We start from the raw sequence: 23,186 nt of genomic DNA, 5'->3' as shown, positions 1-23,186 counted from the left end.
GAGAGAAATAGCCTTATCGATTACGTGTTACAGTCTAATTGACTATGTTTTTGCTATATTATCGAGGTTATATGTACACTTTTATTGATATTTATGGAGAATATGACTGTCATTTTTTCATCTTATAAAATTGTATACTACTAAGAAAAAATATAAATTGACCGGGAAAATTCAATCTAATGAAGTCAGTACGTCAAGTTTGTTTATTAACAACCTGGAGGCTTTGTTATTGCTGTTATTCCTTAAATGAAACCGGGTACACGTGTATTTTGTTTAAATAACATTGTATGTGAATGCGATGAGAAAAATAGTACATTTTAATTTATTGCTGATGTTAATTGCGTTGGCCGCTGTCGGGCAGATGACCCAGACAATTTATGTTCCAGTTATTGCAGATATGGCGAATCACTTCGGGAAACCTGCGGGTGAAGTACAGCGTGTCATGGCGGCGTACTTATTCTCTTATGGGCTCTCACAGCTCATTTATGGACCATTATCGGATAAAATTGGCCGTCGTCCGGTTATTTTGACAGGAATGTCAATTTTTCTGGTTGCCACAACTTGTGCACTGTTTTCCGCCAGTTTATTGGTACTGGTAATAGCCAGTGTATTTCAAGGCTTGGGTACGGGGGTTGGAACATACAGTCGGATAAAGCCGGGTAGCATCGGCAGGCAACAAATATCAAGGTTAAAAAGCTCTGACAGAGCCGTACTGTCATGTCAGAAGTACGGCAATGTCAGAGCTTCATGTTTCAGTGCGGGATTTATTTCACCTTGAAGGTTTGTTTTTTTAAGCGCGATCTTCCCATTCTTGAGCGCGGGCAACTGCTTTTTTCCAACCGTTGTATTTGTGATTACGTTCTGTAGTTTCAATACTTGGACGGAATTCTTTTTCAATGGTTGCCTTACTCTTGACTTCGTCAAGATCTCTCCAGAAACCGACGGCTAAACCAGCAAGGAAAGCGGCACCTAGAGCTGTGCTTTCGCGTATTTCAGGGCGCTCGACACGTGTGCCGAGGATGTCAGATTGGAATTGCATCAAGAAGTTATTGGCAACCGCACCACCGTCTACGCGCAGTGCTTGCAGGCGTGTACCAGAATCGGCCTGCATTGCATCCAATACATCACGGGTTTGGTAAGCAATGGATTCGAGTGTGGCACGAATAATATGGTTGCTGTTTACTCCACGAGTCAGGCCGAAAATGGCACCACGGGCGTAAGGATCCCAATAAGGTGCTGCAAGACCGGTAAAAGCCGGAACAACATAAACGCCATTACTGTCTTTTACTTTTTTGGCGAAGTATTCGGAATCTGCTGCATCTGCAATAAGTTTCAGTTCATCACGCAGCCACTGAATAGACGCACCGCCTACGAATACGGCTCCTTCCAGCGCATAGTTGACTTCACCTCGTGGCCCACAGGCGATGGTAGTCAGTAGACCATGATTGGAGCGGACGGCATCGGTTCCCGTGTTCATCAGCAGGAAGCAGCCTGTGCCATAAGTGTTTTTTGCCATGCCAGGATGGACGCATAACTGGCCATAGAGCGCAGCTTGTTGATCTCCTGCGATTCCGGCGATAGGAATACGCGTACCGCCTTTACCACCGATGTTGGTCTGACCATAAATTTCCGAAGACGTTGCAACTTTTGGCAACATAACGCGAGGAATACCTAGCTCATCAAGGATTTTCTGATCCCAGTCTAGATTATGAATGTTGAACAGCATGGTACGGGAAGCGTTGGTGTAATCAGTGACATGCACGCGACCTTGCGTCATTTTCCAAACCAACCAAGTATCAACTGTGCCGAATAACAGTTCGCCATTTTCAGCACGCAGGCGGACACCTTCAATATTGTCCAGGATCCATTTTATTTTTGTGCTGGAAAAATAGGGATCGATCACCAGACCAGTGTTATGACGGATATATTCTTCCAGACCCTCTTTTTTCTTCAGTTTGGTACAAATATCTGCTGTCCGGCGACATTGCCATACAATGGCATTGTAAACAGGTTTACCCGTCTCTTTTTCCCAGACGATAGTTGTTTCTCGTTGATTAGTGATACCAATACTGGCAATTTGATCTGTGCGGATATCTGCTTTTGCCAGCACTTCGACCAATGTTGAGCTTTGGCTGGCCCAGATCTCCATTGGATCGTGCTCTACCCAACCTGGCTTAGGGTATATTTGTGGAAATTCACGTTGTGAAATACAGACAATATTAGCGTCGTGATCAAGCACTACTGCCCGTGAACTGGTTGTCCCCTGATCCAAAGCAACGATATATTTTTTATCCGTCATATTTTCTGTTGTCATAACTATAACCTGGTCTTATTCAATAATTTTTTATCTGTTATCATCTGTCAAGGATAGCAAAACTAGGCTCCACGGGGTAAATGGCGGGTAATCAGTTTGCGGTAACCAAATGCACCCAGAATTGCACCAACAATGGGGGCTACCAGCGGAACAAGGAAATAAGGGATGTCCCGTCCACCAGTCAGAGCAATATTTCCCCATCCGGCTAAATAAGCAATTAATTTAGGGCCGAAATCACGAGCGGGATTTAGGGCAAATCCGGTCAAGGGACCAAAAGAGCCACCGATAACAGCAATCAAAATACCGATAATCAGTGGTGCCAAAGGGCCACGTGGAATGCCATTGCCATCGTCTGTTAGTGCCAGAATCAGGCAAAGCAAAACAGCCGCGATGATAACTTCAACAATAAATGCATGGAATACGGAAATTTGTGATGCAGGGTAAGTGGAAAATACTCCAGCCGTGAAAAGACTTTCTTGTGATCCACGAATAATGTTGTGAACTTGCTCATAATCAAGGAAAAGGTTGTAATACATCATATAGACGATAGCTGCGGCGACAAAACCGCCTAACATTTGGGCAATGATGTAAGGAAGTACTTTTTTTCTGTCAAAACTGGCAAATAGGCATAGAGCAATGGTTACTGCTGGATTCAGGTGTGCACCAGAAATTCCGGCAGTAAGGTAAACAGCCAAGGCAACACCAAAGCCCCAGATGATGCTGATTTCCCATAGACCCAGTTGCGCTCCTGCAAGACGGGCAGCAGCAACACAGCCTAAGCCGAAGAAAACAAGCAATGCAGTACCCAGAAATTCTGAAATACATTGACCTGATAATGTTGGAGTGGTGGTCTGACTCATTTCTATATCCTATAAAAAGTACAGAGAGGAGATTAATTATTAGTCCTTTCTTGCTGCGTTCTGGCTACGCAGAGAAAGGTGATGTGAATTTATCGTTAATGAGCGGAAACGAGAAATAGCGAAATTAAAATCTGCGTGTTGCGTCAACAAAATGAGCGAATTCGCATTTAATTGTGGTTTTATTGATCGTTGAAATGTGATCTTATCTCCATTTAGGATTAGTCACTATATTTCTCGCTATACCACATATTGGAAGTATGAAACTAGACAGTCGTTAACAGGCTAAATACAATCAAGGCATTGCTTATAAGAGGGGCTCGAGAATGTCATTTGAAGTTTTTGAAAAGCTAGAATCTAAAGTTCAGCAGGCAATTGATACCATCACTTTGCTGCAAATGGAAATTGAAGAATTAAAAGAAAAGAACGCAGCGTTATCTCAGAATGTCCAAAATGTGACAGATAGCCGTGATTCGCTGGTACATGAAAATGAACAGCTCAAACAAGAACAATCAGCATGGCAAGATCGCTTACGTACCTTGTTGGGTAAGATGGAAGATGTGCAGTAAGGTATCCGATAGTTTTGCGGAAAAAGGGCGATAACTGCGCCCTTTTTTATGTATCGTGGAGATTGATGGTAGAGCTATGGTTTATCCGGATATTACATTTCATCATCGTCGCTATCGTCATCCATCTCCAGCGGAACTTCTGATAGGATCATCCCTGTATTATCTGCATAAAGATAATCGCCGGAAAAGAAAGTGACTCCACCAAAATTCACCCTGATATCACTTTCTCCGATGCCTTCGCTGTTGGAGCCAGCAGGAATAGCAGCCATTGCCTGAACGCCAATATCGAGTTCAGCAAGGTGATCTACCTGACGCACGGCGCCGTAGACGACGATACCTTCCCATTCGTTATTGACAGCAAGTTGAGCCAGCTCGGCATCGACAAGAGCCTTGCGTACCGATCCACCACCATCGACGAGCAAAATGCGTCCACGTCCGTGCTCTTCCAGTAAATCATAAAGCAATCCATTGTCTTCAAAGCATTTCACCGTGATGATTTGACCACCAAATGAAGTACGCCCACCAAAGTTGGAAAATAATGGCTCTACCACGTTTACATCTTCTTGATAGATCTCACAAAGTTCGGAAGTATCATATTTCATGGGATTTACGTCTGGTTTATGCAAGGAACGGACAGTATATCCTTTTAAGGCCAGTGTTGGCAAAATCATCAATCTTAAAACGTGTGTATAAAATTGATACGTACTCGCCTAATTAAGTATCAACCCAATGGAAAACAGGATGTTAGTCAATAACGTAGCCTTGACCATTTGTACCAGCTTGGGGCGCATACCTTCGGCAGTTGGATCGCGCAGTACCTGTAACATATGCTGCAATAACAAGGGGAAAGCAAGCAAAAATAACCAGTTATACCAGTTGTTTAGATACAAGAGAGTAAAGATGACAAAGCAGAGCATGGCACTTGTAAGCAGTGCTGCATGATAGTAGCGGGCTTTTTTTCCACCTAGCCTGACCGCTAGTGTATTTTTACCGTTTTGGTGATCTGTTTCGATATCACGTAAATTATTAATATTCAACACTGCCACGGAGAGTAAACCACAGGCCGTTGCGGGCAGAACGGTATCCAGAGAAAAAGTATTGGCTTGCAGATAGTAAGTACCAAGGACACTGAGCCAACCAAAGAAAATAAGGACGGAAAGGTCACCCAACCCCATATAACCATACGGTTTAGCGCCTACTGTATAAGTAATCGCAGCGATGATCGCCAGTAAGCCCAGACCCAGAAAACCGATAATATCGCTTGGGCTATGACAGGCAACGATGATGAGAGAAATGCCTGACAAACAAGAGAGCAACACGGTAATTTTCAATGCGGCTTTCATTTGTTGTGCTGTGATCAAGCCTTTTTGCATACCGCGCATTGGGCCGATGCGTTTTTCGGTATCACTACCTTTGGTGACATCACCATAATCATTGGCAAGATTGGACAGAATTTGTAGCAGAGAGGCGGTTAATAAGGCCAGCAACGCCACCGACCATTTGAAATGACCCGCCCATGATGCAAGGGCAGATCCGGTCATAATGGCTGCTACGGCAAGTGGAAGAGTTTTGAGGCGTAAGCTTTCCAGCCATGCCTGTATCTGATTGCCCGTTGTTATTGAACTCATATTGATATCAAACATTTCAGTGTAATAGATTTTGGTTTAAGAAAAAGAGAAATGGGAGGCAAGTCAGTCTCCTATTCCGGGTTTCTGGCGGGTTGTCCTCGCCTTGCAGGAGAAACATATAATCCCCCCGATGATAATGGTGCTTATAACTCTAGATAAAATAACCTCACCTCAGCAAATTTGTTCAGGAGCGAGTGCAAATATCGCGGCCCACCAGAATAAATCCAGTACGGCACACACGCCAGCAAAATTAAAAGGCAGATGAAACCAAACATCTTTCGTACATCCGATTTTATTGCACAGATGATTATGCCGTTTATGATTGCCTTCCTGAAGAAGAGTACCTTGTTGGCAAGACATTTATCCAACGTATAGAGAGAACCCTCCTCACCCACCGCCCCGAGGTAAAAAGGCTGAATCGAAAAACGATAGGCTATTCCAAATCGGAAGTGATGCACGACAAAGTAATAGGAATTTCCATTAAACGTGAAAACTATATTTAATGGGTAATCTAACTATTTAATATATGAACATTTTGGGGGGAATCTGTACTTACGTCTGAACCTGAAACACCACAAGGATGTGATGGAAATCTGTGTCAGTACAAATTACTGGAGCCGTTAATTCAGACAGTTCGGCATGCGCATTTTCGAGGGTTACTGAAAGTATAAATCAGTGTCTGTTGGGAGGGTGTTCAGGATTCTGTGTCGCGTTAAATGAACTATAATAAGGTTTGTCAGCGGACTGAATGAGAGGCTTGCCTCCCATTCCATTTTTCACTGCTGTTGAGTCAGGCTCTAAACCGATTATAAGATAAAACGGCTCAGATCTTCATCAGCTACCAACTCATCTAAGTGTGTTTTGACATAGTCAGCATTGATTTCAACAGACTGCCCCTGACATTCGCTGGCTTCGAAAGAGATGTCTTCCATCATGCGTTCAAGCACAGTGTGCAAACGACGGGCACCAATATTTTCGGTTGTCTCATTAACCTGCCATGCAGCTTCTGCGATTCTGCGAATACCGTCAGCGGTGAATTCAATATTCATGCCTTCAGTGGCCATCAATGCTTTGTACTGTTCTGTCAGTGAAGCATTCGGCTCAGTCAAGATGCGCTCAAAGTCTTCAGTTGTCAGTGCCTGCAATTCAACACGGATAGGCAGACGTCCTTGCAGCTCTGGGATCAAATCGGAAGGGCTGGCAACCTGGAATGCGCCTGAAGCGATGAACAGAATGTGGTCGGTTTTTACCATACCGTGTTTGGTGGAGACAGTACAGCCTTCAACCAATGGTAGCAGGTCACGCTGGACGCCTTCGCGGGAAACATCCGGGCCGGAGCTTTGACCGCGTTTACAAATTTTATCGATTTCATCAATAAAAACGATACCGTGCTGTTCAACTGAATCAATTGCTTGCTGTTTCAACTCTTCAGGGTTAACCAGTTTTGCAGCTTCTTCTTCCACCAGCAGTTTGAACGCATCTTTGATCTTCAGCTTACGACTTTTTTGACGTTGACCAGCCAGGTTCTGGAACATGGACTGTAATTGATTAGTCATCTCTTCCATACCCGGAGGTGCCATGATTTCAACACCAACAGGAGCTGCCGCAACTTCGATCTCGATTTCTTTGTCATCCAGCTGGCCTTCACGCAGTTTCTTGCGGAATGTCTGGCGGGTTGAGGACTGCTCTGGTTGAGCCTCAGCTTGTCCCCAGTTGTTTTTTGCTGGTGGCAACAAAACGTCCAGAATACGCTCTTCAGCGAGTTCTTCGGCGCGGTAGAGGTTTTTCTCAATGGATTGCAGGCGAACCATTTTCACGGCAGCATCAGTCAGATCACGAATAATGGAATCGACTTCTTTACCGACATAACCGACTTCAGTGAATTTTGTTGCTTCAACTTTGATAAAAGGTGCATTGGCCAGCTTTGCCAGACGACGGGCGATTTCGGTTTTACCAACACCAGTTGGGCCAATCATCAGAATGTTTTTTGGAGTTACTTCATAACGCAGTGATTCATCCAACTGCATACGACGCCAGCGGTTACGCAGCGCAATGGCAACAGCACGCTTTGCTTTATCCTGACCGATGATATGATTGTCAAGTTCGCTGACAATTTCGCGAGGAGTCATTTCAGACATACTATCTATCCTTACGCTTTTGAGGGCAATTCTTCGAAGTTATGATTTTGATTGGTGTAGATACAGATATCGCCAGCGATAGTCAGGGCGCGTTCTGCGATTTCCCGGGCACTGAGTTTGGTGGTTTCTAGCATTGCGCGGGCTGCTGCTTGTGCATATGAGCCACCGGAGCCAATAGCGATAAGATCATTTTCCGGCTGAATCACATCACCGTTACCTGTAATAATCAGAGATGTATTTTCATCTGCAACGGCAAGCAGGGCTTCCAGCTTGCGGAGCATTCTATCTGTCCGCCAATCTTTGGCTAGTTCAACTGCTGCTTTAGTCAAATGCCCTTGATGCATTTCGAGCTTACGTTCAAACAGCTCAAACAGGGTGAAGGCATCTGCAGTACCGCCAGCAAAACCCGCGATGACTTTGTCATTGTAAAGGCGGCGTACCTTACGGACATTGCCTTTCATAACGGTATGACCCATTGTTGCTTGTCCATCACCACCGATGATGACTTGGCCATTACGGCGAACACTTACGATTGTAGTCACGAGTTAGCCCCTGGTTACAAAATAGAAGATGGCACACACGGTACTTTGGCTGACAAGGCCACGATTATTTATCAAAAGCACCGTATGTTCGTTATTAGAGATCAAGATGGGGGGAATTTTTTGATTTTTCAACCCCCAGCAGGCCGGAGAATACAGTTGGAGATCCCTGTATTGGCAACGCGATTGCGCATTTTTTCCGCACTATCTTTGCTCTTATACGGCCCCAGTACAACCCGATTCCAATTGTCTTTTGTTGTAATCTTACTCTCAATACCGACCAACGCGAGGCTGGCACGGATGGACTCTGCCTGCTCTATAGTGCGGAATGAGCCACATTGTAACATTAATCTGGGTTCATTTAGCTTTGTCTTTGGTTTACTAGTCTCATTGGATGTTTGAGATTGAGGTGTTTGAGCCTGAGGTGATTGAAATTGCACCGATGGCTTATTTTCCTGTTGAAGCACAGAATTTTGCTGTGGTGTATATTCTGACGATGGTTTTTGTGCCGGTGGACTCACAAGGACACGTGAGCGAGGAACTGGCTCACTGTTATATGGTACTTCAGCCAATTGTGTTGGAGGCTGGCGCATATCTGCTTGCATTTGCTCAAGTAACTGGCGCTGTTCTGGCGTCAATTCCGTTTGCCTGTTGTTCTGTTGGTTGGGTGTTGAAGAGGGTTCCTGCATTGATGGCAGTCCAACAGGTCGGTTTTCCAGCTCCTTGATATAACTCCAGCGTTCTTCTGGTTTTGGCGGCAGACCATGGCCTTTAGGCTGGTGAGTGATTGGTGGTGTACTTTGTACACTTTCGTTTTTAGTATGTACGATGAAATAAAGTCCACCAATGAATGTGACCACCAAAGCGACGGCAATAGCTAATGTCGTTTTAGGTAGCCCTTGAGCCTGATTTTTTTTCTTACCAGTACCTTTCCGACGGGGATTGGAATGCCCGCGACTCACATAATCTCGTTGTGCCACTGTGTTTAATTCGCTGAGTTATTTAAAAAAATTAAGGAGTAGATACCTAATGTTACTGAACATGTGGTTATTTGCCTAGCTTTTAGGCGAACAAGTACTCTCACGAATAAGCAATTCTGCATCTAATAATCGTGAACCTTTCGAAACCATACGGCCCTGTAGCTGTTCCAGCAACAAAAGCATTGAGTTATGCCCAATTTCATAACATGGCTGTGCCACAGTTGTCAGAGGTGGTGCGCTGTATTGAGCCATGTTGATATTATCAAAACCAACAATGGACAGGTCTTCTGGTAATTTTAATCCCATTTTTTTAGCTTGCCACATTGCACCAATTGCTATGACATCACTATGGCAGAAAATAGCGCTGGGAGGTTCCGGCAGGGTAAGCAGGATTTCTGCTGATTCAGCGCCACTTTCATGGGTGAAGTCACCTTTAACTATATATTCATCACGGATAGGGATGCTGGTACGACGTAATGCCTGAATATAACCCTGAAGCCGATATTGGCACAGTGGCATTGTGTCTGGCCCAGTAATACAGGCAATGCGTTTGTGCCCGATTTTTTGCAGGTGATGGGTGGCATTGAAAGCGGAGGTCAGATTATCGATATGGACAGTAGGAAGCCCTAGTTCAGGTGCAAATTCATTAGCCATCACCATGGGAGGCATATTTTTCTGCTCTTCTTTAGAGACATCGAAAGGAACATTTGAGCCAAGTAATATCATGCCGTCAATACGTTTGGTAATCAGCAGATTGATAAAAGCATGTTCTTGCTGTTGTTGATGTTTACAGTCACCAATCAGAACCAGATAACCATGTTTTGCCGCAGTTTCTTCAATGCCGCGGATACTTTCATTGAAGAAAGGATCGCTGATATTGGGAACGATAACCAGGATGGCTCTGGACTCATTTCGCCTCAAATTTTTGGCGAGATTATGCGGATAGTAACCCACTTCCAGTACGGCATTTTCGACTTTCTGACGGGTGTGCGAAGAAACTTTATCAGGATTCATAAGTGTTCTTGATACAGTTGCGGTAGAAACACCCGCTACTTTGGCGACATCTTTCATTGTCGCTAATGCGCAATTCTTTTTTTCCATAGTTCACTCCTCATGTTCTACAGGTAGCGAAACGATTGCTATCCGAAATGAAAGTAAAAAAAACGAAAGTAAAAAAACGCCAGTCATTCCTGTGGGGATACACTGGCGGCTCGTTTTCTACAGTCATATTAATAAATCCATTTTAAACCGATTAATAGTTCAACCCGTTACTTTGTTTACATAAAAAATGTGACATGCATCATTTATTAGAGCTACTTCGCAAATTAAGGAAATAATTGTCACTGTTTTTTCATAGACTTCTGCTCAATTTGGAGTTTTTACTGCAATAAACAATTGTCTGTTTTTTTATCAACCTTCTGTGGGGTCAACATCAATATTCCATTTTACTTTACGTGCTTGTGGCAATGCGGTGATGTGTGGATAGAGCTCTGTCATCATTTTCTGTAGAAAAATGCGCGAAGGGTGTTGCACCAGTAGTTGCCAGCGATATCGGCCACCCCGTTTGGCCTGTAATGCAGGAACCGGACCCATAATCCATACGTGTTCATCATGTCGTGGATGATGTTCAAACAGTTGGCGCATTTGTTGTAAAAAAGCAGGAGCCTGCTGATTATCGTGATCTTCCGACCGTAGCATGATATGGCTGACAAAAGGGGGTAGAAGTACTTGCTGGCGCTCTTCCATTGCCTGCTGAGCAAATGCGTCATAGCCTTTCTCCAGCAACACCTGTAAAAGTGGATGTTCTGGATGGTGGGTCTGAAGTACAACCTCTCCACGTTTGCCGGCCCGTCCTGCCCGACCGGAGACTTGAGTATACAATTGCGCGAACCGTTCAGCCGCACGGAAATCGGCAGAAAACAGGGCACCATCAACATCCAATAAAGCGACTAGTGTGACATCAGGAAAATGGTGGCCTTTTGCCAACATTTGAGTGCCGATCAAAATACGGGCACCACCCTGATGAATATCGGCGAGTTGCTGTTCCATTGCTCCTTTGCGGCTGGTGGTGTCTCTGTCGATACGGGTAACCGGAATGTTGGGAAACAGTTGAGTGATACCATCTTCAAGTTGCTCAGTACCCAGCCCCACAGGGATCAGATGTGTCGTTCCGCATTGGGGGCATTGACGAGGAATGGGTCGCTGGCTATCACAGTGATGGCAGCGCAGATAGCGATGATTCTGATGCAGGGTATAGTAGTGATCACAACGCTGGCATTCTGCTATCCAGCCACATTCATGGCAAAGCAGGGCAGGAGAATAACCACGGCGGTTCAGAAATAGGATGACCTGATTATCTGCTTTCAAATGTTCGCCAATGCGGTTAATGAGAGGCTGAGATAAACCGACGGTCAGCGGTAATCCTTTCATATCCAACAGGTGTTGGATTGCTGGCAGGGCATGACCGGCCCGTTTCGTCAAAGTAAGTTGTCTGTATTTTCCATGTCTTACATTGAATAGTGTTTCCAGTGCCGGTGTTGCTGTTCCCAGAATGATAGGAATTCCCTCTTTTTTGGCGCGGAAGACTGCCAGATCACGAGCGTGATAGCGCCAGCCATCTTGTTGCTTATAAGAATTATCATGTTCTTCATCAATGATGATGACACCTAAGTGAGCGAAAGGAGTGAACAGCGCCGAACGTGTACCGATGACAATGGCGTTTTCCCTTTGTTTTGCCCTTAACCATACCGATAACCGTTCACTGTCATTTAAGGCTGAATGCAGAACATCAACAGGTGCGTTGAAACGCTCTCTGAACCTGCGGATAGTTTGGGGAGTAAGACCAATCTCGGGGACTAAGATCAGCGCTTGTTTTCCCTGTGTCAAAATGTTTTCTAGGACACTCAGGTACACTTCGGTTTTGCCTGAGCCAGTGATGCCGGCAAGTAACCAGGGAGAAAAAGTCTGATCTTCTGCGCGAACGGCTCCAACTGCGGCGGCTTGCTCTGTATTGAGTTTTAGCCGTTCACCGATGATCCGAAAATGTTTATGCCAATTTTCAGTTTCCGGTTGTACCGGATGTAAATCAATTAATCCCTTTTTTTTCAGTGACTGTAGTACGCTTTCACTCAGTTCTAATTTAGAGACTTGGTGACGGTAAATGGATGTTTGGCGCAGTTTAGCTAAAGCTTGTTGCTGTTTGGTAGAGCGTTTAAGTTGTTCAAGAGGCAATTCACGGCCTGTTTCTGTCACTTGCCATTGCCAGAGAGGTGAGAATTCTGCGGGTTTGCCTTGTCGCAGCAAAACAGGCATGGCATGAAAAAGGACTTCGCCAAGTGGATAGTGATAATAGCAGGCAGACCACTGGAGTAACTGCCAAAGATCGTCGGGAAAAAGTGAAGATTCATCAAGTAGTTCAGTAATTGGTTTGAGTTGTTCAAGGGGGAAGTCACTGTTGTCTGTAATCCCGGTAACTACACCTATTGCATTGCGTTTGCCAAATGGCACACGTACCCGGACCCCAAGGGTGGGGATCGGCAATCTTTCAGGTAACAGATAATCAAAAGAGCGAGCTAAAGGGACAGGTAAAGCAACCTGAACAACTGTCATAAGGCGATTTCCGAATGATTATTAATGGCAAGACTAAAGCAACATATAGTGACTAAGAGTATCATAGCAAATCAGCGGATTTCATTGCGCAATAAAACGATATTCTGTATGATCCGCCGCCTTTGGTATGAAAATTACCGAACTTATTTTAATCAACACGACGTGTGGTGTCTGGCGGCGATAGGGCTGGATAGCGACGCGGCCTTAACAGAGGTTTTCCCCATGAAACAAGGTATTCATCCTAAATACGAAGAAATTACTGCATCTTGCTCTTGTGGTAATGTTATTAAAATCAAATCTACCGTAGGTCACGACTTGAACCTGGACGTTTGTGGTGCATGCCACCCGTTCTACACCGGTAAGCAGCGTGACGTTGCGACTGGTGGTCGTGTTGATCGCTTTAACAAACGTTTCAGCGTTCCAGGTTTCAAGAAGTAATTCTTGCTTCCAACAAAAATGCCCGATGTTTTTCATCGGGCATTTTTGTTATATCTAATTGATTTCAAGTCGCAGTACAGCATACAAACAACGACTTGAGATAAAGGAGATATCAATATTCCCAAGTTTCGGGATCGATCCCATGCTCACGCATTATGGCTTTTGCAGCTTCAGGGATTTCATCATGACGTTCTTTACGTAAATCATCATCGTTAGGCAAGGGCTGTCCAGTGAACGCATGGAGAAATGCTTCACACAGCAATTCGCTATTTGTTGCATGACGCAGATTGTTTACCTGACGACGAGTACGCTCATCTGTCAGTATTTTCAATACCTTTAATGGAATTGAAACCGTAATTTTTTTGACCTGTTCACTTTTTTTGCCATGTTCAGCATAAGGGCTGACATACTCACCGTTCCACTCAGCCATGAGATACCTTAAATAGTTTTAAATCAAACAACTGAAATCAGAAATAAAAGGAATTATTTCTGAACTATGTTCATGTCGATAATTCGGCATTTTAGCATATTTCCCCTATCGACTATATCGCTATGGTTAATGAATTCACAAAATATGCCCTAATTTGGCATAAAAAGTGGGGGTAATGATTGGATTGTGTTATTAAACCGTAAATTATTTTGGATGTCTAGATGTATTGACGTCTATCTTTCCGGAGGTTATTCTTTTGTGACTCCGAAAAATAAGATAACGGGTAAAGATTATGGGGTGTAAACAAGCTACGGTCGCGGTACAAAGCGGTACAAATATTGATGAACAATATGGTTGTGTTGTCCCGCCTATCTATCTTTCTAGCACGTACAATTTCACTGGGTTTAATGAACCGAGAGCGCATGATTACTCGCGGCGTGGTAATCCCGGTCGTGATGTTGTCCAGCAGGTTTTGGCTGAACTGGAGGGCGGAACAGGTGCTGTAATGACCAGCAGTGGTATGTCAGCCATTCACCTGTTGTGCACCGTTTTCTTGCAACCGGGAGATTTATTGGTAGCACCCCATGATTGTTATGGTGGGAGTTACCGCCTGTTTGATAGCTTAAGCCGCCGTGGCGCTTATAATGTTATTTTCGTTGATCAGGCGGATGATTCGGCACTGAAACAGGCAATTGCTCAAAAGCCTAAATTGGTCTTGATTGAAACGCCAAGTAATCCATTGCTGCGTATTGTGGATATTCGGTACATCTGTGGTCTGGCTCGTGAAGCAGGTGCATTGACGGTAGTTGATAACACGTTTTTAAGCCCTGTGCTGCAAAAACCATTGGATTTGGGAGCAGATTTAGTTGTCCATTCCTGCACAAAATACCTGAATGGACATTCTGATTTGATTGCCGGTGCAATTATTGCCAAAGATCCCGCTCTGGCTGGGGATTTGGCATGGTGGGCAAACAATATCGGTGTGACCGGGGGAGCCTTCGACAGTTACTTGTTGTTGCGAGGCATTCGTACTTTGTCTGCGCGGGTACTTCTACAGCAAAGCAACACGGCTGCCATTGTGGAATATTTACAGCAACAGCCACAAGTGAAAAAACTCTACTATCCAGCGCTGAAAGATCATCCAGGGCATGAAATAGCTCTTCAGCAGCAAACAGGTTTTGGCGCGATGCTGAGTTTTGAACTTGATGGTGATGAACAAACAATGCGTCGCTTTTTATCTGCGTTAAAATTATTTACTCTGGCGGAATCGTTGGGTGGTGTGGAGTCATTGATTTCTCATACAGCTACGATGACGCATGCTGGTATGTCGGCAGAAGCAAGGAAACAGGCAGGGATTACGGACTCACTTCTTCGTGTCTCTGTTGGAATAGAAGATAGTCAGGATTTAATTGCTGATTTGGATAATGCATTTCAGGCAGCGGCAACGAGGTAATCATGATTGAACTGGCAACAGCAGGGGCGGAATCTGGCCGCCAGTTACATAAATTTGGCGGCAGCAGCCTTGCAGATGTGAAATGTTATAAGCGGGTTGCGGATATTATGGCGAATTATAGCCAGCCGGGTGACTTGATGGTGGTATCCGCAGCAGGCAGTACGACTAATCAACTGATTGATTGGCTAAAATTGAGTCAGAGTGACCGTATTTCAGCTCATCAAGTTCAGCAATCCTTACGGCGCTACCAGCAAGAGTTGATCCGCGGATTATTGCCAGAAACTGTTGCTGAAACTCTGATCGCACATTTTGTTGCAGATTTGGAAAGGTTGAGTGCGCTGTTGGATAAACCAATTAGTGACATTACCTATTCTGAAGTTGTTGGTCATGGCGAAATATGGTCCGCTCGCCTGATGGCCGCAGTGCTTGAATCACAAGGTATTCCCAGCACCTGGCTGGATGCGCGCCAATTTCTGCGCGCAGAACGGGCAGCTCAGCCACAAGTTGATGTCAATCTTTCCCAGCCTTTGCTGAGTCAGTTATTAGTCCAGAATTCCAATAAGCGCTTAGTGGTGACAGGTTTTATTTCCAGTAATCAGAAGGGTGAAACCGTACTATTGGGGCGCAATGGTAGTGATTATTCTGCAACACAAGTTGGTGCATTAGCTGGTGCTAAAAAAGTGACAATCTGGAGTGATGTGGCTGGGGTTTACAGTGCAGATCCGCGCAAAGTTAAGGATGCGTGTCTCCTGCCATTATTGCGTCTGGATGAGGCCAGCGAACTGGCTCGTCTGGCGGCTCCTGTACTTCACACCCGTACATTACAGCCAGTTTCCGTCAGCGATATCGATTTGCAACTACGTTGTAGTTATCAGCCTGAGCAAGGCTCTACTCGCATTGAACGAGTTTTGGCGACAGGAACAGGAGTTAAAATCGTTACTAGCCACGATGATGTTTGCCTGATTGAGTTGCACTTTTCTTCTGCCCATAACTTTAAACAAATTTATAAAGATATCGACTCGTTGTTAAAGCGTGCTCAAATCCGTCCTTTGGCGACGGGGCTGCATGCTGACTGCAATCTGATCCAGCTTTGTTATACCTCTGAAGTTGTTAATAGTGCCCTTGATGTTTTGCAGGATGCATCTTTGCCAGGAAAACTTTCCTTGCGTGAAGGATTATCATTGGTGGCTTTGGTGGGAGCAGGCGTATGCAAAAATCCGCTACATAGCCACCGTTTTTATCAGCAATTGAAAGATCAACCAGTTGAATTTATCTGGCATGCAGAAGATGACATCAGTCTGGTTGCTGTATTGCGTCTGAGCCAGACATCGCACTTGATTCAGGGATTGCACCAGAGCCTGTTCCGGGCAGAAAAACGTATTGGGTTGGTTCTGTTTGGTAAAGGAAATATCGGGTCACGTTGGCTGGAATTGTTTGCACGTGAACAGAAAAATATCTCTGCACGCAGTGATTTTGAATTCATTTTAGCGGGAATTGTCGATAGCCGCCGGAGCCTGCTGAACTATCAGGGTATTGACGCAAGTCGGGCACTGGCATTCTTTAATGATGAAGCCACCATACATGAAGGTGACGAACTGTTTTTATGGATGCGGGCACATCCTTATGATGATTTAGTGGTGTTGGATATAACGGCAAGTGAAGAATTGGCGAGTAACTACATAGATTTTGCCAGCTATGGTTTTCATGTGATTAGTGCCAATAAAGCCGCTGGTTCATCTGACAGTAATATTTACCGTATGATCCGGGATGCTTTTGTAAAAACAGGTCGTCATTGGTTATACAATGCGACCGTCGGTGCCGGGTTGCCAATTAACTATTCTGTCAGGGACTTGCGGGAAAGCGGGGATACTATCCTGTCTATCAGTGGCATTTTCTCCGGTACTTTATCGTGGTTATTCTTACAGTTTGATGGCTCAATTCCTTTCAGTGATCTGGTAGAACAAGCATGGCAACAAGGGTTGACGGAGCCTGATCCTCGTATTGATCTTTCCGGTCAGGATGTGATGCGAAAACTGGTTATCTTGGCTCGTGAGGCAGGTTATGAGATAGAGTCGGATCAGGTACGGGTAGAATCACTTGTGCCGACAGAAGCCAGTGTTGGTTCTATTGAAGAGTTCTTCGAAAACAGTTCTGCTATTAATGAGCAGATGCTGAAACGGTTAGAAGCTGCGCGTGAAATGGGAATGGTACTGCGTTATGTTGCGCGTTTTGATACTAAAGGTAAGGCGAAAGTCGGGGTGGAAGCTGTGTGCTTAGAACATCCTTTAGCTTCGTTATTGCCGGGGGATAATATTTTTGCCATAGAAAGCCGTTGGTATCGTGACAATCCATTGATTATCCGTGGTCCGGGAGCCGGGCGAGATGTGACTGCCGGGGCAATCCAATCGGATTTGAACCGTTTATCACAACTTTTATAAAACATGACGCTTTCGGTCGGGATATTTCGCTTTCTATCCCGACTAATCCTCCCAATTTGTTTGTTTTCTGGTATGAATAGTGTGTTTAGAAATAATGTGTTAGAAACAAATAAAACACGCATACAGCAACACAAGGTCAGGAATCACATGAATCAGCAATATTCCGCAATGCGCAGTAATGTCAGTATGCTTGGTAAGATACTGGGAGACACGATCAAAGAGGCTCAGGGAAAAGATATTCTTGATAAAGTTGAAACAATAAGGAAGTTATCTAAATCTTCTCGTGCCGGAAACGAAGCTAATCGCCAGCAACTTTTATCAACACTACAGAATTTATCTAATGATGAATTGCTGCCAGTTGCCAGAGCGTTTAACCAGTTTCTTAATCTGACCAACGTTGCTGAACAATATCACAATATTTCCCGGCATGGTGAAGCTGCCAGCAATCCTGTGGCATTGGCTGCACTATTTGATCGACTGAAAAGTAAAAATTTTAATAATGACGATCTGGTTAAGGCAGTTAATGAGCTTTCCATTGAGCTGGTGCTGACAGCACATCCAACAGAAATTGCCCGTCGTACCCTGATCCATAAATTGGTTGAAGTGAATGCGTGTTTGGCGCAGCTTGATCATGATGATTTAGCCGATTATGAGCGTAATAATATTACGCGTCGTTTACGTCAGCTTATTGCTCAGTCATGGCATACCGATGAAATCCGCAAAATTCGGCCCACACCGATTGATGAAGCTAAATGGGGTTTTGCGGTGGTGGAAAATAGCTTATGGGAAGGCGTTCCTGCATTTTTGCGTGAATTTAATGAGCAATTAGAAGAATCTATTGGTTACAGTCTGCCAGCAGAAGCTGTTCCTATCTGTTTTACTTCCTGGATGGGGGGAGATCGGGATGGAAATCCTAATGTTACCGCAGAAATTACCCGCCATGTGTTGTTGCTCAGTCGCTGGAAAGCGGCGGATCTGTTCCTGAAAGATATTCAGATTTTGGTATCAGAGCTTTCCATGTCGGAATGTACGCCAGAACTGCGTCAGATGGCAGGAGGTGATGAGGTTATAGAGCCTTACCGTGAAATTGCTAAGCAGTTGCGGGCACAATTAAATAGTACACTGACATATCTGGAAAAACGCCTGAAAGGCGAGCAAGTTATCCCCCCTACGGATTTATTGCTGTATAACGAACAATTGTGGCAGCCACTCTATGCTTGTTATCAATCGTTGAAAGCCTGCGGTATGGAAATTATCGCTAACGGCCAATTACTGGATACCTTGCGTCGTGTTCGTTGTTTCGGCCTGTCATTGGTGCGTATTGATATCCGGCAGGAAAGTACCCGCCATACTGATGCCATTGCAGAACTGACCCAATATCTGGAAATGGGTGATTATGCGAGCTGGTCAGAAACCGAAAAACAGGCATTTTTACTGCGCGAACTGAATTCTAAACGTCCGTTGATCCCCCGTGATTGGCAACCAAGTGCCGAGACGCAAGAAGTTTTAGAAACCTGCAAAGTGATTGCAGAAACACCACAAGATGCGATTGCGGCATATGTCATTTCCATGGCAAAAATGCCTTCAGATGTACTGGCGGTGAAGCTATTGCTGAAAGCAGCGGGCTGCCCGTTATCATTGCCTGTTGCACCATTGTTCGAAACCCTTGATGACCTGAATAATGCAGAACGTGTTATCCAGCAATTGCTCCGTATCGAATGGTATCGTGAACTGATTCAGGATAAGCAAATGGTCATGATTGGCTATTCTGATTCAGCAAAAGATGCGGGAGTAATGGCTGCATCCTGGGCTCAATACCGTGCTCAGGATGCGCTGATCAGATTGTGTGAAAAAGAGAGTGTGAAGCTGACACTGTTTCACGGACGGGGAGGCACAATTGGTCGTGGTGGAGCTCCGGCGCATTCGGCTTTACTTTCTCAACCACCGGGAAGCCTGAAAGGGGGATTGCGTGTAACAGAGCAGGGCGAAATGATCCGCTTTAAGTTTGGCTTACCACAGGTGACGATCAGCAGTCTGGCGATGTACGCCAGTGCTATTCTGGAAGCTAACTTACTGCCGCCACCGGAACCAAAAGCGGAATGGAAACAAGTCATGGACACACTCTCCGATGTTTCCTGCGACATGTATCGTGATTACGTTCGTGAGCAGCCGGAGTTTGTGCCTTATTTCCGTTCAGCGACACCTGAACCGGAGCTGGCGAAATTACCGTTAGGCTCGCGCCCCGCTAAACGTCGTCCTACAGGTGGTGTTGAAAGCCTGCGGGCAATCCCGTGGATCTTCGCGTGGACACAAAACCGTCTGATGCTTCCGGCATGGTTGGGGGCGGGAGCAGCACTGCAACACGTAATAGATGTGGGAAAACAGGATATCTTGTCAGAAATGTCCCGTGATTGGCCTTTCTTCACTACTCGTATTGCCATGTTGGAAATGGTGTTTGCCAAAGCGGACTTATGGCTGGCGGAATATTATGACCAACGTTTAGTTGATAAAAAACTGTGGTCACTGGGGATTAAACTTCGTAATCAACTTGTAGCGGATATCGAAACGGTTCTGATGATCTCACAGGATGAGCAGTTGATGGCAGATTTACCGTGGATAGCCGAATCTATCGCATTGCGTAATGTATATACCGATCCATTGAACGTCCTACAGGCAGAATTATTACAACGCTCCCGTCAGCAGGAACAACCCGACCCTCGTGTGGAACAGGCGCTGATGGTAACAATAGCAGGGGTTGCGGCAGGAATGCGCAATACAGGTTAGCTTTTCGTTTACTTGATGATAAAAGCCGAACAGTTTCCCATTCGGCTTTTATCATCGGTGGGTATGGTAATGAGTTATCAAGCTGGATGGCATATCCTGAATATCGTTAGTATGGTTATTATTTCTGGGTTTATGTTTTGTTTTTTGTCAAATATAACAGCGTGTATTGATGAGAAATTGTGCATGTATATGTATAATTTTCTTGTCCAACATATGGAGGACAAAATATGAATAACAACAATAAAGATCGGAATAGTTCGATGCCATATTTGATAGAAGATGTAGACTTTAACCTTAAATTGCGTCTTTCAGACAAGAACATAGAACAGACTATTTCTTTTCTTGAGAATGGTGCAAAAGATTTTATCTTGCCTGATTTTGTTGTCCCGTACGGATATCGTTTTGTTAAGTCATTAAAGCAAGATCAATACCGAATGATCACCATCAGCGATAAACCGGAAACAGTCTATGCCGTTAAACTGATTTTCCGCAGAGATATTGTTGTTGATAAAGAAACTTGTACCCAAATTATGGTCTGGCGCACTTTTAGTCCAGAACATCAAGAGGCTGTTAGTGGTTTTCCCCGGCGTTTTTTCAGATTTTTGCTTGAGAATTACAGCATTATTGTGACAGATGAAGAGCAAACTGGTGATGGTAAACGTTTTTGGCAGATTATGATCGCCTGGTCTATGTCCGTTGGTTATCACGTTTATGTTTCTGATGGTGGTGAAATCGATCGTCCGTTAACAGTTGTATCCAGTATGGATGAACTCATTGAGAAGTGGGATAGCTTTTGTTGGGGAACAGATGCAGATTTACATCGCCATCGTTTGATTGTGATCAGTCAGGAAATTTTGTAACCCGTAGGGTGAATTACATTAAAGCCAGAATATAACCACGCCGAACTACCATCTAGTCCGGCTTTTTTTAAGGATAAAAATCAACAAGGACGAACACCTAACGTGTGGCAAATAGCGTAACTCAATTCCGCACGGTTCAGGGTATAAAAATGAAAATCCTTCACTCCTTCACGACTCAGAATTTTCACCATATCCATCGCAATAGACGCGCCAACTAAATTGCGGCTTTCAGGGTCATCATCCAATCCCTCAAACATTCTGGTCATCCAGCTTGGGATGCGAACATTAGTGATAGCGGCAAATCGCTGTAACTGACGGAAATTTGAGACAGGCAAAATCCCCGGCACAATTTCCACATCAATTCCTGTTGATACACAGCGATCACGAAAACGCAGATAACTTTCCACATCAAAAAAGAACTGGGTAATGGCGCGATTTGCTCCCGCATCAATTTTTCTTTTCAGGTTAATGAGGTCAGACTGTGCGCTTTTTGCCTCTGGATGCACTTCCGGATAAGCCGCGACGGAAATATCAAAATCCGCCTCTTTCTTTAAAAGATCTACTAAATCAGTACCATACATTTCTGGTTTGCAGCTACCATCGGGTAAATCACCACGCAAGGCCACAATATGTCGAATACCGTTTTTCCAGTAATCGCGAGCGATATCACGTAATTCTTCACGGCTGGCATCAATGCAAGTTAAATGCGGAGCTGCATCAAGACCAGTTTTGTCCTTGATTCCTTTGATAATGCTATGGGTGCGGTTACGTTCGCCGGAATTAGCGCCATAAGTCACGGAAACAAAATTAGGTTTCAGTTTGCTCAGTCGGTCAATGGATTTCCACAGAGTTTGTTCCATTTCAATGGTTCTGGGAGGAAAGAATTCAAAGGAAACACGGATCTGGCCTTCAAGTTCAGCCAGATTCTGATTTAGTGCCTCTTGATGATTTGCATGAAAAAAACTCATATCCTGCGCCCTCCTGAACAAACGGAACTTATATCCGTCTACGTTTAGATGTTTAAATGTTTAAATGTTTATATGTCTATCCATTTAGATGTCCAAATAGAATGAGCGAAGCAGGATTTTTAGTCAATTAGGAAATGGCTTATTTCCGATGAGGAATATTCAAAGTGATCAGGAAAGAAATTCATGTTGGGGATTGAATGAAAAATAACCACCGGTGTATTGGGTGTTAAAAGAAAGTTAAAGCAAGGAAAGAGAAGGTATGGATAGTACTGAGAATCAATTAGTTGTTAAAAAAGAATTAACTATAGATGAGCAAAAAAGCTTTAGCGATTTTGTCGTATACGTTGATGAAAGTGGTGATCACGGTCTCATACAGCTCGATAAAGAGTATCCTGTCTTCGTTTTAGCTTTTTGTATTTTTTACAAAGAACATTATCTTTCAAAAGTAGTGCCAGAGTTACAACGACTTAAATTTGACTATTTTGGTCATGATCTTGTAATCCTCCATGAACATGAAATCCGCAAAGAAAAAAGAGATTTTACTATTTTTAGGACACGTGAAGCAAAGAATCAATTTTTAGAACGGCTCAATAAAATAATCAATGAAAGTAATTTTATATTGTCGGCATGTGTAATTGAAAAGCATAAAATGAATATTAGCAAAGATGAGGTTCAGAACCCATATCATATCGCATTGCGTTATTGTTTAGAGACGTTATATGATTTTGTAGCAGAAAAAGGCCAGCAGGAACGAGAAACTCACGTTATTGTGGAACAGCGAGGTTCCAAAGAAGATAAAGAACTTGAACTAGAATTTCTTCAAATTTGTAATGGAGAAAATAAGTATCATAGGAATTTGCCTTTTAAGATTAGAATGGCAGCAAAAACAAGCAATTCCTCTGGTTTACAACTTGCTGATCTGGTTGCTAGACCTATTGGCAGGCATATCTTGAAACCAGAACAAGCTAATCAAGCATTTGCTATCTTGAAGAAGAAATTCTTTTGTGAAGGAGGAAGAAATAACGTAGGAATAGGTTATAAGCAGTGGGGATTAAAAGTTTTTCCTTAGTTTCAAATAGCGAAAAACCCCGATGTACTCACCGAGGTTATAACGCCGACCGGGTACTCCCAATCCATTTATGGTAACAATTGTTGCCACTTTTTGATGTAAAGTCAAGTAA

18 protein-coding genes and 2 pseudogenes are annotated in these 23,186 nt (G+C 44.1%); 9 read left to right on the top strand and 11 right to left on the bottom strand.

Annotated elements, in window-relative coordinates; translation table 11 throughout:
* Window positions 1-298: 298 nt before the first annotated feature.
* Window positions 299-658 (top strand): annotated as a pseudogene (locus HGO23_RS18850) (MFS transporter); the annotation flags it as partial.
* 132 nt (window positions 659-790) lie between these two features.
* Here HGO23_RS18850 and glpK read toward each other — a convergent pair.
* Both glpK and HGO23_RS18840 read right to left on the bottom strand, forming a co-directional pair.
* Window positions 791-2,314, bottom strand: coding sequence for a glycerol kinase GlpK (gene glpK / locus HGO23_RS18845; RefSeq protein ID WP_099136519.1), 1,524 nt, complete (start codon window positions 2,312-2,314; stop codon window positions 791-793).
* Between the two features lie 62 nt (window positions 2,315-2,376).
* On the bottom strand, window positions 2,377-3,174 hold the full coding sequence (locus HGO23_RS18840; protein WP_099136520.1) for an MIP/aquaporin family protein: 798 nt from the start codon (window positions 3,172-3,174) through the stop codon (window positions 2,377-2,379).
* 323 nt (window positions 3,175-3,497) lie between these two features.
* Here HGO23_RS18840 and zapB point away from each other — a divergent pair, with 323 nt between their 5' ends.
* Window positions 3,498-3,740 (top strand): cell division protein ZapB, encoded by a 243-nt coding sequence (zapB, locus tag HGO23_RS18835; protein ID WP_099136521.1) that lies wholly within the window; start codon window positions 3,498-3,500, stop codon window positions 3,738-3,740.
* A 92-nt stretch (window positions 3,741-3,832) separates the two neighbouring features.
* Here the strand turns inward: zapB and rraA are convergent, their stop codons facing one another.
* Together rraA and HGO23_RS18825 are read right to left on the bottom strand one after the other, a co-directional pair.
* Entirely contained in the window at window positions 3,833-4,342 is a 510-nt protein-coding gene (gene rraA / locus HGO23_RS18830; RefSeq protein ID WP_099136522.1) for a ribonuclease E activity regulator RraA, read from the bottom strand.
* Window positions 4,343-4,450: 108 nt separating this feature from the next.
* Window positions 4,451-5,368, bottom strand: coding sequence for a 1,4-dihydroxy-2-naphthoate polyprenyltransferase (locus tag HGO23_RS18825; protein WP_209027474.1), 918 nt, complete (start codon window positions 5,366-5,368; stop codon window positions 4,451-4,453).
* A gap of 284 nt (window positions 5,369-5,652) precedes the next feature.
* On the opposite strand from HGO23_RS18825, the pseudogene HGO23_RS18820 reads away from it, so the two are divergent.
* A pseudogene (locus tag HGO23_RS18820) lies at window positions 5,653-5,871 on the top strand (IS1 family transposase); the annotation flags it as partial.
* Window positions 5,872-6,174: 303 nt separating this feature from the next.
* Here the strand turns inward: HGO23_RS18820 and hslU are convergent.
* From hslU to priA, 5 genes are all read right to left on the bottom strand, one after another.
* Window positions 6,175-7,506, bottom strand: a complete 1,332-nt coding sequence (gene hslU / locus HGO23_RS18815; protein WP_099136525.1) for an ATP-dependent protease ATPase subunit HslU — start codon at window positions 7,504-7,506, stop codon at window positions 6,175-6,177.
* Window positions 7,507-7,517: 11 nt separating this feature from the next.
* The gene (gene hslV, locus HGO23_RS18810) at window positions 7,518-8,048 is read right to left on the bottom strand and encodes an ATP-dependent protease subunit HslV (protein WP_099136526.1); all 531 of its coding nucleotides are present in this window, start codon (window positions 8,046-8,048) and stop codon (window positions 7,518-7,520) included.
* A gap of 128 nt (window positions 8,049-8,176) precedes the next feature.
* Window positions 8,177-9,025, bottom strand: coding sequence for a cell division protein FtsN (gene ftsN, locus HGO23_RS18805; RefSeq protein ID WP_099136527.1), 849 nt, complete (start codon window positions 9,023-9,025; stop codon window positions 8,177-8,179).
* A 75-nt stretch (window positions 9,026-9,100) separates the two neighbouring features.
* Window positions 9,101-10,126, bottom strand: coding sequence for a DNA-binding transcriptional regulator CytR (cytR, locus tag HGO23_RS18800; protein ID WP_099136528.1), 1,026 nt, complete (start codon window positions 10,124-10,126; stop codon window positions 9,101-9,103).
* A 309-nt stretch (window positions 10,127-10,435) separates the two neighbouring features.
* Window positions 10,436-12,634, bottom strand: coding sequence for a primosomal protein N' (gene priA / locus HGO23_RS18795; RefSeq protein WP_209027473.1), 2,199 nt, complete (start codon window positions 12,632-12,634; stop codon window positions 10,436-10,438).
* Between the two features lie 222 nt (window positions 12,635-12,856).
* Here priA and rpmE point away from each other — a divergent pair, with 222 nt between their 5' ends.
* A complete protein-coding gene (gene rpmE / locus HGO23_RS18790; protein WP_047682798.1) occupies window positions 12,857-13,072 on the top strand; it encodes a 50S ribosomal protein L31 in 216 nt (71 codons plus the stop codon).
* A gap of 112 nt (window positions 13,073-13,184) precedes the next feature.
* Here rpmE and metJ read toward each other — a convergent pair whose 3' ends face one another.
* Complete coding sequence (metJ, locus tag HGO23_RS18785; protein ID WP_099136530.1) at window positions 13,185-13,502, bottom strand: met regulon transcriptional regulator MetJ; 318 nt, start codon at window positions 13,500-13,502, stop codon at window positions 13,185-13,187.
* Between the two features lie 292 nt (window positions 13,503-13,794).
* On the opposite strand from metJ, the gene metB reads away from it, so the two are divergent.
* The 4 genes from metB (at window position 13,795) to HGO23_RS18765 (ending at window position 21,037) form a co-directional block, all read left to right on the top strand.
* A complete protein-coding gene (metB, locus tag HGO23_RS18780) occupies window positions 13,795-14,955 on the top strand; it encodes a cystathionine gamma-synthase (RefSeq protein WP_099136531.1) in 1,161 nt (386 codons plus the stop codon).
* A 2-nt stretch (window positions 14,956-14,957) separates the two neighbouring features.
* Window positions 14,958-17,393 (top strand): bifunctional aspartate kinase/homoserine dehydrogenase II, encoded by a 2,436-nt coding sequence (locus HGO23_RS18775; RefSeq protein ID WP_209027472.1) that lies wholly within the window; start codon window positions 14,958-14,960, stop codon window positions 17,391-17,393.
* Window positions 17,394-17,540: 147 nt separating this feature from the next.
* On the top strand, window positions 17,541-20,177 hold the full coding sequence (ppc, locus tag HGO23_RS18770; RefSeq protein WP_099136533.1) for a phosphoenolpyruvate carboxylase: 2,637 nt from the start codon (window positions 17,541-17,543) through the stop codon (window positions 20,175-20,177).
* A gap of 227 nt (window positions 20,178-20,404) precedes the next feature.
* On the top strand, window positions 20,405-21,037 hold the full coding sequence (locus tag HGO23_RS18765) for a hypothetical protein (RefSeq protein WP_099136535.1): 633 nt from the start codon (window positions 20,405-20,407) through the stop codon (window positions 21,035-21,037).
* An 80-nt stretch (window positions 21,038-21,117) separates the two neighbouring features.
* On the opposite strand, the gene metF is transcribed toward HGO23_RS18765, so the two are convergent.
* A complete protein-coding gene (gene metF / locus HGO23_RS18760) occupies window positions 21,118-22,005 on the bottom strand; it encodes a methylenetetrahydrofolate reductase (RefSeq protein WP_099136536.1) in 888 nt (295 codons plus the stop codon).
* A gap of 259 nt (window positions 22,006-22,264) precedes the next feature.
* On the opposite strand from metF, the gene HGO23_RS18755 reads away from it, so the two are divergent.
* The gene (locus tag HGO23_RS18755; RefSeq protein WP_099136537.1) at window positions 22,265-23,074 is read left to right on the top strand and encodes a DUF3800 domain-containing protein; all 810 of its coding nucleotides are present in this window, start codon (window positions 22,265-22,267) and stop codon (window positions 23,072-23,074) included.
* Window positions 23,075-23,186 lie beyond the last annotated feature (112 nt).

This window comes from Xenorhabdus budapestensis, from assembly GCF_017743015.1.
Lineage (GTDB): Bacteria > Pseudomonadota > Gammaproteobacteria > Enterobacterales > Enterobacteriaceae > Xenorhabdus > Xenorhabdus budapestensis.
Note: the sequence above shows the minus strand (reverse complement) of the source record. Positions and strands in the feature narration are given on the sequence as shown.